The organism is Flavobacterium sp. CF108, from assembly GCF_900129795.1.
In the GTDB taxonomy this organism is placed as follows: domain Bacteria; phylum Bacteroidota; class Bacteroidia; order Flavobacteriales; family Flavobacteriaceae; genus Flavobacterium.
This window is the reverse complement of the sequence record NZ_FQWW01000001.1, coordinates 1,018,648-1,030,994: the sequence shown is the minus strand read 5'-3', so window position 1 is coordinate 1,030,994 and position 12,347 is coordinate 1,018,648. Positions and strand designations below refer to the sequence as shown.

Here is a 12,347-nt window from a genome sequence, read left to right as displayed (position 1 = left end):
GAGTTTTTAATGAACAGAATTACACAGCTTTTCAATATAAAATATCCAATTATTCAAGGCGGAATGATTTGGAACAGTGGTTATAAATTAGCATCGGCAGTGAGTAATGCCGGAGGTTTAGGTTTAATTGGAGCAGGATCAATGTATCCGGAAGTTTTAAGAGAACACATTCAGAAATGTAAAAAAGCAACTGATAAACCGTTTGGAGTTAATATTCCGATGTTATATCCCAATATTGAAGAGATCATGAATATTGTGGTCGAAGAAGGCGTGAAAATCGTTTTTACATCAGCAGGAAATCCTAAAACCTGGACTTCATTTTTAAAAGAAAAAGGAATAACGGTTGTACATGTTGTTAGCAGCAGTGTTTTTGCATTAAAAGCACAAGAAGCAGGTGTTGATGCCATTGTTGCCGAAGGCTTTGAAGCTGGCGGACATAACGGACGCGACGAAACTACGACTTTAACTTTGATCCCGATGGTTAAAGAAAAAATTAAAATCCCTATTATTGCCGCAGGCGGAATCGCAACTGGAAGAGGAATGCTGGCTGCAATGATTTTGGGTGCTGATGGGGTACAGGTTGGAAGTCGTTTTGCAGCTTCAATCGAATCTTCTGCCCACAATAATTTTAAAGAAACGATAGTTAGTATAAAAGAAGGAGATACTCAATTGACTTTAAAAGAGTTAGCCCCGGTTCGATTGGTAAAGAATAAATTTTATAATGATGTTCAGGCTTTGTATGAAAAATGCCCTTCTAAAGAACAATTAGCAGCGCTTTTAGGAAGAGCAAGAGCCAAAAAAGGAATGTTTGAAGGCGATCTTGAAGAAGGTGAGCTTGAAATAGGACAAATTGCCGGACTGATTCATGAAATTTTACCTGTAGAACAAATTGTTCAACAAATGATGGCTGATTTTAAAGCTGCTCGCGAAGAAAAAGCTACATTTGAGTTTTAATTATCTGCAAGAAATATTTTATGAATTCTATTCGCTTCTATATATTATTTTTGTTTCTGACTTTTGGATTACAACAAGTTCAGAGTCAATCGTATCATTTTAAAACTTCAGGATTTAGTGTTTTAGAAAAAAATGAAAAAGGAAAGTGGGGACAGTGGTCAGATCTTGATTTGGTTAATCTCTCTGTAGTTTTGGATACTGATAAACATAGGATTGTAGTTTATTCTCAGGAAATTCAGCTTTTTAGTATTTTGGATTACATCGAACGAGAAGAAAACGATACAGATATTGTGTACTCTTTTATGTGTAAAGATAATGACGGACGAGAATGTAAACTTTCTATTATTACACGTAAAAAGCAGGATAATCGTAAACAGCTTTATATTAATTACGACGATCATATTATTGTTTATAATATTTTTACCGTTTAACGATCCTGAATTTTTTCAATTGTAAATATAAAAAATACATTTTTCATTTCACTTTCATAAAGAGGAGGTAAAATGGCATGCTGACAATATTTTGGAACCCCAAAAAGTTAGAGTATGAATAGTAAAAATAGAAAATCAAATACAAAAATTTTTTACGCTTCAATTGCAGCATTTTTTGTATGGTTTGCTCTTATTTTTCAATTCTATCTTACCAAAGGGAGTATTGCTAATTTCTTCAGTTATTTTACTATTCTATCTAATTTGTTGATTGCATTGAGTCTTACGTTTTCGATATTTTTACCCAAAACAAAAACGGGAATATTCTTTTCAAGTCTTTCAGTACAAACTGCCATAACATTGTACGTATTTATAGTTGCATTAGTTTACAATATTGTTTTACGAGGAATTTGGATTGTAACAGGCTGGCAGCTAATTGTAGATAATATGCTGCACGTTTTAAATCCTATTTTGTATATATTGTATTGGTTACGTTATTCTGAAAAAGAAAAATTAAGTTGGAAAGATGGTATTTATTGGACAATTTTCCCCTTTCTATACCTCATTTATTCATTAATTAGAGGTGTAATTACAAACTGGTATCCTTACCCTTTTTTAAATGCAGTACAAATTGGTTACAAAACAGTTTTAGTGAATGTTGGAGTTATGATTATAGTATTTTTTATAATAGGGTTACTATTAATTGCTTTAAATAATAAGTTAAAAACGAACAACGATCACCAAGACATTTGATTACTGCCGCTTAGTTCATAAATACCTTAATGAATTCTGTTTTATTAAATAAATCAAACTCAGAATCTTAATATCTCAGAACCTTTTTTCTAAACTTCAATTTCCTTAATAAATTCATCATACTCCAGATAAAACATTTCAAGAGCATGCATGTTTTCGTTGAAAAAATCAAAAATAGCGTCCCAATTATTGCGATTGCTAAAACCTACTCCAAGTTTTTCAACCCAAATTCTGCTTATGGTTTTACCACTTTCTAAAGTGTAGTTTTTTTCGAAAACCAAATCTTTAATAAATTCCTCTTCCAGAATATTTTTTAAAGCTTCAATCTTTTCAAAATACGCATTTCGTTTTTCGTCGCTGCGGTGTTCGATGTCAATTAAAACCTGTGCTTTTTTATTGTCTACATAAAATTTAAAAGAGAAATCTTTGATTTTGGTATCATAAAGAACCCATTTTCTTGGATACTTTTCTGCAAAAGCAACCCAAAATTCCCTTTTTATTCTTTGTGATTCTTCTCTGCTGTACATTTTTATGGCTTTGTTTTAGAAAACTTGTAGAACCGCATTTTCTAGAGTATATTTATATTTTAATTTGAAAGTACAAAAATAAACTTTGAATATGGATTTTCAAGATTTTTTGCAATATGTTCCTAATTTAATTCCAGTTGAACTTCCGGCAGAATCGGCACACGCAAAAATGGCACCTCTAGAACGCATTCAGGCTATGAAAAACCTAGATATCGACGCAAAAAATCCAAGAATTGCCGCAGTTATGATGTTGTTTTATCCTAAAAATGAAAAAACACATTTGATTCTAATTGTTCGAAATGCATACAATGGCGTTCATTCGTCGCAAATTGCATTTCCGGGCGGAAAATACGAACTCACAGATCGTGATTATCAGGAAACAGCTTTACGCGAAACCAGCGAAGAAATTGGCGTTCTTCCTGAAAAAATTGAAATAATAAAACATTTTACACCTATGTATATTCCGCCAAGTAACTTTTTAGTGCATCCTTATTTAGGAATTGCCAAAGAAGAACTTGCATTTTATCCCGATGCCCGAGAAGTGGCGGGTGTTCTCGAATTGCCATTATCTGTTTTTTTAGATGATGAAATTATAATCGAAACCAAATTATCAACTTCTTACGGAAATGATATTTTGGTTCCGGCATTTAATATCCAAAATCATATCGTTTGGGGAGCAACCGCAATGATTTTAAGCGAATTGAGAGATGTTCTAAAATTTACTTTTTCAGAAAAACCTCAATAACTTTAATTTAACATTTTGATAATCATGGATATATAGATTTATTTCGTAAATTGTATATTAGTATTGCTAAAAGAATAATTTTTGTATGTTTGCGACTTAACCTAAAAAATACAAAATAACGTTATGGGATTGTTTAAGCGAAATCCTTTTGGGCATATATTATTCATCAAGAAATGGTTAATCCGTATTTTGGGAGCCATGACTCATAGAAGATATAGAGGTTTTAATGAATTGCAGATTGAAGGATCTGAAATTATTAAAACACTTCCAGACACAAACGTTTTGTTTATATCCAATCACCAAACTTATTTTGCCGATGTTGTGGCAATGTTTCATGTCTTTAACGCAAGTTTAAGCGGACGTCAAGATACTATTAAGAACATTGGTTATTTGTGGCAGCCAAAAATGAATATTTACTACGTAGCTGCAAAAGAAACAATGCAGGCCGGATTACTGCCAAGAATTTTAGCTTATGTTGGCGCAATTACTGTAGAAAGAACATGGCGTGCAAAAGGTGTTGATGTTACTGAAAAACGTGACGTAAATCCAAACGATACCGAAAATATCCGTATTGCCCTTGAAGACGGCTGGGTTATTACCTTTCCGCAGGGGACAACAAAATCTTTTAAACCCGTTCGTAAAGGAACAGCGCATATAATTAAACAACATAAACCTATCGTAATTCCTATTGTTATAGATGGTTTCCGTCGTTCTTTTGATAAAAAAGGGCTTCGTATGAAAAAGAAAAATATCCTGCAGTCTTTCATTATCAAAGAACCTCTTGAAATTGATTATGAAAATGACACAATCGAAGAAATCGTAGAAAAAGTAGAATATGCTATCGAACAGCATCCATCTTTCTTAAAAGTTATTCCGGCCGAAGAAATCAAAGCACAGGAAGAACTAAATAGATTGAGACAGTGGGAGTATTAGATTTTAGAGTTTAGATTTCTGATTTTAGATTTTTTTGTTTCAAGTTTCAGGTTTCAAGTTAGAAAAACTTAGAACCTTAACATCTAAGTCCCGAAGTTTCGGGATAGCGCCTTAAAGGAAAATCTTTGAACCTTTGAACCTCAATTAGAAATCAATTTTCTTCAACTCCTTATAATTCAAGTATAATCTGCGTAATAATGTTCCGTAAAGTAATCTGTAAAAGCACCAGAACAATCCAAAGAAACCTAATATTACTAAAGTTAATATTCCAATTGTAGCAAACATTGCTTTTCCGTCTATGGCAAGTTTTTCTCTTAAAAAAGCCATATCAGGATTGTAAACAAAAGCGATAAAGAAACTTAAAATGGATGTAATTACAATCATTCCTAAGTTGTACCAAACGTAATACTGAACTGTTTTTCGGGTTCTTAAAATGGCACTCATTAAGGATTTTGTGGCAACAGTTGTAGAAATTGTAGTGTAGTTTTTATAGAAAATAAACACGAAAACCAATCCCACTAAGTAATTCAAATAAGTTAAGTATTCAAGCGTAACCACAATTTCTGGATGATTTATTTTTCGCAAAACATCATCGGTATTGATAAATAAGTTTGAAAAAGTCCAAAACGAAATCTCCAAAATGCTGATAATCAAAATCCATTTCACAATTGAAGATGACTTTTTGTGAATCATTTTATAGATTTCTTTTTCAGAAATTTGTTCAAAAGAATCAGAGTTCTTCTGCCAGTCTTTTTTTAGTAAATCCAGTTCTTTCATAATAATTTTTAAGGATTTAGTATTTTTTTAAGTTTCCCTTTAATTCTGTTCATTTTCACGCGCGCATTCACTTCGCTGATTCCTAAGGTTTCGGCTATTTCCTGATAATCTTTGTCTTCTAAATACATAAAAACTAATGCTTTTTCGATGTCGTTAAGCTGATAAACGGCTTTGTACATCAATTTAATCTGTTCTTCCTCTTCATAGTTGTAATCAACATCTTTTACAAAATGCTGATGACTCTCATAATCTACGGTAGATATGGTTCTTTTGGTTTTGCGATATAAGGTAATGGCTGTATTTAAAGCGACACGATACGTCCAGGTCGAAAATTTACTGTCGCCTCTAAATTTTGGATATGCTTTCCAGAGCTGAATAGTAATTTCCTGAAACAAGTCTTTATGGGCGTCTTCACCGGCAGTATATAATCTACAAATTTTGTGGATTATATTCTGATTTGCCTGCAATTGCGCAACAAATGACTGTTCTATATTTTCGCTCATAAAAGTATTAGTAGTGTTGAAATCTATTTTGTTACAAGACTTAATTATTTTTTCGCCACGAATTTCACAAATTTCACGAATTACTTCTCAAAATAATAATGATAAAGTTGAATTTTAGTTTTTAAAAATTCGTGCTAATTCGTGAAATTCGTGGCAACTTGCTACAGTTGACGTGTTTTATAATAATTAATCATCAAATCTATAAACTTGCTATAGCTTTCCATTCCATCTTTCTGATTGTTTGATTTCAAGAAACTATCATATACAAAATGAAAACCTTCATCAATAAAAGTATCATATTGTTTCCAAAAATCCTGACTTTCCTGATAGTTTTTTAAAATCCCCGGATTTATTTGTCTTTTTAAAACCTCAAAGATTTCCTCGTTTTTAAACTTCCAAATTCCAAGGCAATAACGCAAAGCAAAACTATATCCTGAATACTGATAATATAAATTATCATTTTTTACAGACGCCAAAACACCTATAAAATTGCATTCGTTCTCGCTTGCAAAACCTATTTGATGCGCCATTTCGTGAGAAGCGGTAAGCGGAAAAGAATACATTGGTAATAAATCATTTACCTGTGCTTCATTTGTAAACGGGTTCAAATAGCCGCCAAATCCCATATAAGTTAAAGGAACACTAAACAGCGATTTTTTTACGCTTAGAGTCTCATATTTAAAATAAGAATGTTCTTGTGCTAAATTATCATATCCGTTAAGGTTCATCTTAAAAACTTCTTCCTGAGAATAGGGGAAACTAATTTTTTTGTCTTTATCTTTTGTGATTTTAAACTGAACTTCATTCGTTTTAACAATCAGTCTTTTTGTAAAGGCTAATAAATCAGCATCGGTATATTCTCTTTTGATTTCCATTTTTTCGAAAAGAGGTTTACGATAATAATTGAAAGCCCAAAGCACATGAAAGAAAAAGTAAAAAACAGAAATTTTACCTGTAATTTTTAAAAGATGATCTTTCCAGTCTGTTCTCCATGTTTTTCGAATTCTCCAAAACCAGCTTATCATAGATAATATTAGAACTGCGTAAATACAATCGCCAACAGAAAATGAAATTTTACCTAAAAGTACTCGTGAGAAATGCGAAATCCTGATATATAAATTATTACTGTAGAGGCCTTCTACAAAATCGGGGAAAAACGGCAGGATTTTTAAAAAGATAATCTGAGCTAAAAGAAGTAGAGGAAGGATATATTTTCGTGTCACGGTTTTACTTTTGGGTTAAAAATAATAATTAAAATACTAGTTCGTTTTCTTTTTTGTAAATTTGTTATTCAATAACGAGGAAAATGACACAAATCACTTTAAATATTCCAGATAATGAATTGTCATTCTTTATGCAGTTGATAGAAAAATTCAATTATGAAACCGTAATTAATGAATTTTCTGTAACCGAAGAAATGAAAAATTTATTAGATGAAAGAAGATCAACTTCAAAAGCAGACGATTTTCTTCCTTGGAATGAAGCTAAAAAACAATTACGTTTCAAATCAAAGAAATGATTTTTAATATTGTTATTGAGCCAAGAGCGCTTGTAGATATACAAGAAGCGATTGATTATTATGAGTCTAAGCAAAATGGTTTAGGCGAATATTTTTATCAAGTAATTGATGAACATTTAGATACATTATCGAAAAATCCTTTTTTTGAAATCAGATATAAGGATTATCGAGGTCTTCCCACTAAAAAATCCCCATTTATTATTTTTTATTTTATTGATGAAACAGTGAAAACAGTATATGTTATGTCTGTTTTTAATACCTCGTTAAATCCTTCAAAATATCCTCTTTAAAAAGTTTGCTTTACTTTTAAATTTCTTTATCTTAAATTGAGTATTCTTATCCTTTAATTTTAGAGCCATTATAATTTGTGCTAATTCGTAGAATTCGTGGCGGAAAAAGCATTTAAACTTTGTAACTTTGAAGCTCTTAATTGTTAAACTTCAAACAAAATATAATGAGTCAGGAAATAAGAAATCTGGAACCAAAAGCACTTTGGAACAAATTTGCAGATTTAAACGCCGTTCCGCGTCCGTCAAAGAAAGAAGAGCGTGTAATCGAGTTTATGAAAAACTTTGGAAACAGCTTAGGTTTAGAAACTTTTGAAGACGAAATCCGAAATGTAATTATCAGAAAACCGGCAACTCCGGGAATGGAAAATCGCAAAGCCATTGTAATGCAAGGTCACTTAGATATGGTACACCAAAAAAATGCTGACACTGTTTTTGATTTTGATACGCAAGGAATTGATATGTATGTTGATGGCGACTGGGTTCACGCCCGCGGTACAACGCTTGGTGCTGACAATGGGTTAGGAGTAGCTGCAATTATGGCAATTTTAGAAAGTAAAGACATTCCACATCCTGCAATTGAAGCTTTGTTTACAATTGACGAAGAAACCGGAATGACAGGAGCTTTAAATTTAAAAGGAGGAATTCTTCAAGGACAGATTTTATTGAATCTGGATACAGAAGAAGATGATGAAATTGATATAGGATGCGCTGGCGGGATCGATGTAACGGCTACAAGAGCTTATAACGAAGAAGAAGTTCCGGAAGGCTCTGTTGGGTATACTATTACCGTAAAAGGCTTAAATGGAGGTCATTCTGGAATGGATATTCATAAAGGTTTAGGAAATGCCAATAAAATAATGAACCGTTTATTATTTGATGGTTTTGAAAACTTTGGATTACAGGTTTCTGAAATTAACGGAGGAAGTCTTAGAAATGCAATTCCGAGAGAAAGCGTTGCTAAAGTAATTATTTCTCAAATGTTTGATGAAGCATATGTTTATGATATGCAGGAAATTATTGCAGACATCAAAGCAGAATACAAAACAACGGAACCAAACTTATCGATAGAAATCGTAAAAACTGATTTACCTGAAAAAATAATGGATTTAGGTGTTCAGGAAGGAATTGTCAGAGCGATTTATGCGGCACAAAACGGAGTCTACAAAATGAGCGCAGATATGGCTGATTTAGTTGAGACTTCAAATAATATTGCTCGCGTAGTTATAAAAGACGGAGAAATTTTGGTTGGATGTTTAACACGTTCTTCCGTAGAATCTTCTAAATTTGATTTGGCTAATTCTTTGCGTTCAGCTTTTGAATTAGTGGGATGCGAAGTTGAGCTTTCTGGTTCTTACCCAGGATGGACTCCAAACGTAAATTCAGAAATATTAGAAGTTTTAAAAGATATTTACGAAAAACAAAATGGTGAACAGCCAAAAGTTGTGGCTTGTCACGCTGGTTTAGAATGCGGAATTTTAGGAACAAATTACCCAGATATGGATATGATTTCTTTTGGACCAACCATTCACGGAGCGCACTCTCCAGACGAAAGAGCCAGCATTTCATCTGCACAAAAATATTGGAAATTTGTATTAGAAATTCTTTCTAACATTCCGGCTAAATAAAAAAAAGTAATCAGTGTTCAGTTTTTGGTAATCAGTAAATCTGGTGACTAAACTGAACACTAAAAAAAACTGAACACTGAACACTTTTTTAATCTCTTTTAGGAGAATTTTTCTTCTCTCTTTTTTCTTCTTTCTTTTCTTTAGCCGTTTTTAACGGTTCTTTTTTTGCCGTTTTTTTTGCATCTTGACCTTTTGACATAACGTATTGATTTTGTTTGTTTTATTGTTTTGCTATAGTAAATATAGCTTTTTTTGAAATCATAAGGCATAAAAAAATCCCCAATTTTTTAAATTGAGGATTTCTATATTGATGTAAAAGTAAAATTTTAATTCCTTTTTAATACTTTATATTGTTCGTAGCAGCCGCTTATGGCATCTAAAATCTGTAAGTCATTTGCAGATTGAATAAATGCATCAGAATAGTTGCAGCGGTGCATAATTTCAGGAATTTCATCCTTACTGATTCCTAATAAAACTGCAATAGTTTCACGATCATATTTAGTTTCTAAAAGATTTCTAATCGTATCATCTTTTTTCATGTCCTTGAGTTTTTTGAGCTCCCGGCTGTTTTTTCCAAAGAAATTATAAAGCATATCTGCCGGATTAAAAATAGAACCCAATACTTTTCCAAAAGCATTTGGAGAATATTCACCCGCTTCATAACCTTGTGTAAGACCAGAAATACTGTAACGGTAGTTTTCTTTGGTTGGAATTAACTTTGAATCAATTTCAAGATAACCAGTCAAATTAAATGGTGCAATAATAACTTCTTCAAGAGCGATTGCTTTTTCAGTAAGTTGAATTCGAGTTACTTTATTTTTTATCCAGTCATTTGTTACTCTGATTCTAAGAGATTGAAATCCTAAAAGAGAAAAATGAATTGTATCATTTGGCTGTACATCAATTTCAAAATACCCTTTTGCATCAGATTTTGCGCCTCGTACTTTATTGGTGTTAATGATATTTACATTTGGAAGAGGTTGTTTACTATCATCGTTTATAATGTAACCTGAAACCCTTTGCGGAGTTGTAGATTCAGCATCTTGTGCAAAACTTATGGCAGAGAATAGTAAAAAAAAGAAAACTGCGAAATATTTCATATCCTGATTTAAAGCACTAAAAGTAGTAAATAGAGATTAAATATTTCGCAGTCTTCGAATATAATTATCAGAAAATTAACAAAGTCATCGGTGTTGCTTTTTGTGTTTAAATAAAAAGGGATCAGGAAGTTTGAGTTATATTGTTTTGGATTACAAAACTATTCGTGGAGCGTATATAAAAAAATCCCAAATTCCATTTATGTCAGGAATTTGGGATTTTATATTTTAAGATATAAAAGAATTAATCTCTTCTTGGTCTTCTTGGTCTTGGTGAATCACCAAAGCTTTCAGAACGTCTTGGAGCTCTGTCAGAACCTCCTTCGTTTCTTTTGAAACCACCTTCTCTTGGAGCTGCATTTCTGTCGCTTCTAAAACCTCCTCCAGAACCTTCACGTCTTGGAGCTGAGTTTCTGTCGCTTCTAAAACCTCCACCAGAACCTTCACGTCTTGGAGCAAAACCTCCTTCACGTCTTGGTCCTCCAGAACTACGACTTCCGCCGCTACGTCCGTTATGATCACGTCTTCCGCCACCATCGTTTTTAGAAATTTCAACATTAATACGACGTCCTTCTAATTGTACGTTGTTTAATACTTCCATAACTTTGTCAGTGTGCTCAGGATCAGTATTAAAGAAAGAGAAACCTTCTTTTACATCCACTTTGAAAACGTCATCACGACCTAAGTCTAATGTTTCTTTCAAGTAATCTTTAAGAGACATCCAGTCGAAATTATCTCTAGAACCGATGTTTACAAAATAACGAACTGCTCCGTTATTATTGAATTCTCTAGGCTCAGAATCGTTTCTTTCACGTCTTTCTCCAGAAGATTGAGTAGAAATATCTCTATTCTTTTTGTAGTAAGCAATGAAACGGTTAAATTCTACTGAAACCATTTTCTTAATCAATTCTTCTTTAGATAAACCTTCAAGAACATTGTTAATAGCTGGTAAATAATTGTCAATTTCGTGATCAACCTCAGTATCTTTAATTTTATTAGCTAAGTGTAATAATTGAATTTCGCAGATTTCGATTCCAGATGGAATAGATTTTTCTTCAAATTTTTGTTTGATGATTCTTTCGATAGAAGAAATTTTACGCAACTCACTTTTTGTAACAATTACAATAGAAGTTCCTAATTTTCCAGCTCTACCAGTACGACCAGAACGGTGGTTGTACGTTTCGATTTCATCAGGTAATTGGTAGTTTACAACGTGTGTTACGTTATCAACGTCAATACCACGTGCAGCAACGTCAGTAGCAACAAGCATCTGAATTTGTCTTCCACGGAAAGATTTCATTACACCATCACGTTGTGCCTGAGATAAATCTCCGTGCAGCGCAGCAGCGCTATATCCATCTTCAATTAATTTTTCGGCTACAGCTTGTGTATCTCTTTTAGTACGACAGAAAACCACAGAGAAAATATCTGGATTTGCATCGGCTAAACGTTTTAAAGCTTCGTAACGGTCACGAGCATTTACTAAGTAAAATTCGTGAGAAACTGTTGCAGAACCAGAGTTCTTAGCACCAACAGTAATTTCAACCGGTTCGCTCATGAATTGTTTTGCAATTCTGGCAACCTCTTGCGGCATAGTTGCAGAGAACAACCATGTACTTTTTTGATCTGGAGTATCTGATAAAATAGATACGATGTCTTCATAGAATCCCATGTTTAACATCTCATCAGCTTCATCAAGAATACAGTAATCTATATTTTTAATGTTTACTAAACCTCTGTTAATCATGTCTTGCATTCTCCCCGGAGTAGCCACAATAATTTGTGCGCCTCTTTTAATCTCTCTAGCTTGCTCTGTAATACTAGCCCCGCCGTAAACTGCTACCACATTAATACCTTTTTCGTATTTTGAGTAGTTTTTAAGTTCGTTGGTAATCTGTAAACAAAGTTCTCGTGTTGGCGATAAAACTAATGCTTGTGTGTTTCTATTGTCAGCATCAATTTTTTGAATTAGCGGAAAACCGAAAGCTGCCGTTTTCCCTGTCCCTGTCTGAGCCAACGCAACCATATCTGTGTCTTTTTCCAATAATAGGGGAATCGCCTTTTCCTGTACCTCTGACGGATTTTCAAATCCTAGATCTAAAATCGCCTTCAGTAACGATTCATTCAATCCTAATTGTTCAAATTTATTCATATGTGTTTTTAAAATAGGGTGCAAAATTACTGTTAATTATTCAG

The 12,347-nt window shown here is 33.0% G+C and carries 14 protein-coding genes; 8 read left to right on the top strand and 6 right to left on the bottom strand.

The window, feature by feature from the left end; all coding sequences use genetic code 11:
- Nucleotides 1-9 precede the first annotated feature (9 nt).
- The 3 genes from BUE10_RS04610 to BUE10_RS04600 all read left to right on the top strand — a co-directional run bounded on the left by BUE10_RS04610 (nt 10) and on the right by BUE10_RS04600 (nt 2,135).
- Entirely contained in the window at nt 10-954 is a 945-nt protein-coding gene (locus tag BUE10_RS04610) for an NAD(P)H-dependent flavin oxidoreductase (protein WP_073482706.1), read from the top strand.
- Nucleotides 955-974: 20 nt separating this feature from the next.
- Complete coding sequence (locus tag BUE10_RS04605; protein ID WP_073482705.1) at nt 975-1,385, top strand: hypothetical protein; 411 nt, start codon at nt 975-977, stop codon at nt 1,383-1,385.
- A gap of 114 nt (nt 1,386-1,499) precedes the next feature.
- Entirely contained in the window at nt 1,500-2,135 is a 636-nt protein-coding gene (locus BUE10_RS04600; protein WP_083597951.1) for a Pr6Pr family membrane protein, read from the top strand.
- Nucleotides 2,136-2,224: 89 nt separating this feature from the next.
- Here the strand turns inward: BUE10_RS04600 and BUE10_RS04595 are convergent, their stop codons facing one another.
- Nucleotides 2,225-2,662, bottom strand: coding sequence for a DUF4268 domain-containing protein (locus tag BUE10_RS04595; protein WP_073482703.1), 438 nt, complete (start codon nt 2,660-2,662; stop codon nt 2,225-2,227).
- A gap of 91 nt (nt 2,663-2,753) precedes the next feature.
- Here BUE10_RS04595 and BUE10_RS04590 point away from each other — a divergent pair, with 91 nt between their 5' ends.
- Nucleotides 2,754-3,407, top strand: a complete 654-nt coding sequence (locus tag BUE10_RS04590; protein ID WP_073482701.1) for an NUDIX hydrolase — start codon at nt 2,754-2,756, stop codon at nt 3,405-3,407.
- A gap of 123 nt (nt 3,408-3,530) precedes the next feature.
- Complete coding sequence (locus tag BUE10_RS04585; protein ID WP_073482699.1) at nt 3,531-4,340, top strand: lysophospholipid acyltransferase family protein; 810 nt, start codon at nt 3,531-3,533, stop codon at nt 4,338-4,340.
- 144 nt (nt 4,341-4,484) lie between these two features.
- Here the strand turns inward: BUE10_RS04585 and BUE10_RS04580 are convergent, their stop codons facing one another.
- The 3 genes from BUE10_RS04580 to BUE10_RS04570 all read right to left on the bottom strand — a co-directional run bounded on the left by BUE10_RS04580 (nt 4,485) and on the right by BUE10_RS04570 (nt 6,843).
- Nucleotides 4,485-5,117: a hypothetical protein gene (locus BUE10_RS04580; protein ID WP_073482697.1), complete on the bottom strand. Its 633-nt coding sequence runs from the start codon at nt 5,115-5,117 to the stop codon at nt 4,485-4,487.
- Nucleotides 5,118-5,125: 8 nt separating this feature from the next.
- Complete coding sequence (locus BUE10_RS04575; protein ID WP_073482695.1) at nt 5,126-5,620, bottom strand: RNA polymerase sigma factor; 495 nt, start codon at nt 5,618-5,620, stop codon at nt 5,126-5,128.
- Nucleotides 5,621-5,781: 161 nt separating this feature from the next.
- Nucleotides 5,782-6,843, bottom strand: a complete 1,062-nt coding sequence (locus BUE10_RS04570; RefSeq protein ID WP_073482694.1) for a DUF3810 domain-containing protein — start codon at nt 6,841-6,843, stop codon at nt 5,782-5,784.
- A gap of 83 nt (nt 6,844-6,926) precedes the next feature.
- On the opposite strand from BUE10_RS04570, the gene BUE10_RS04565 reads away from it, so the two are divergent.
- The 3 genes from BUE10_RS04565 to BUE10_RS04555 all read left to right on the top strand — a co-directional run bounded on the left by BUE10_RS04565 (nt 6,927) and on the right by BUE10_RS04555 (nt 9,054).
- Nucleotides 6,927-7,139 (top strand): hypothetical protein, encoded by a 213-nt coding sequence (locus tag BUE10_RS04565; RefSeq protein ID WP_073482692.1) that lies wholly within the window; start codon nt 6,927-6,929, stop codon nt 7,137-7,139.
- Complete coding sequence (locus BUE10_RS04560; protein ID WP_073482690.1) at nt 7,136-7,429, top strand: type II toxin-antitoxin system RelE/ParE family toxin; 294 nt, start codon at nt 7,136-7,138, stop codon at nt 7,427-7,429. Before BUE10_RS04565 ends, BUE10_RS04560 begins: the two co-directional genes overlap by 4 nt.
- A gap of 164 nt (nt 7,430-7,593) precedes the next feature.
- A complete protein-coding gene (locus tag BUE10_RS04555; RefSeq protein WP_073482688.1) occupies nt 7,594-9,054 on the top strand; it encodes an aminoacyl-histidine dipeptidase in 1,461 nt (486 codons plus the stop codon).
- 326 nt (nt 9,055-9,380) lie between these two features.
- Here BUE10_RS04555 and BUE10_RS04550 read toward each other — a convergent pair whose 3' ends face one another.
- Nucleotides 9,381-10,154, bottom strand: coding sequence for a carboxypeptidase-like regulatory domain-containing protein (locus tag BUE10_RS04550; protein ID WP_073482686.1), 774 nt, complete (start codon nt 10,152-10,154; stop codon nt 9,381-9,383).
- Between the two features lie 241 nt (nt 10,155-10,395).
- Nucleotides 10,396-12,303 carry a DEAD/DEAH box helicase gene (locus BUE10_RS04545; RefSeq protein ID WP_073482684.1) on the bottom strand — a complete coding sequence of 636 codons (1,908 nt, stop codon included), beginning with the start codon at nt 12,301-12,303 and terminating at the stop codon, nt 10,396-10,398.
- Between the last annotated feature and the right edge of the window lie 44 nt (nt 12,304-12,347).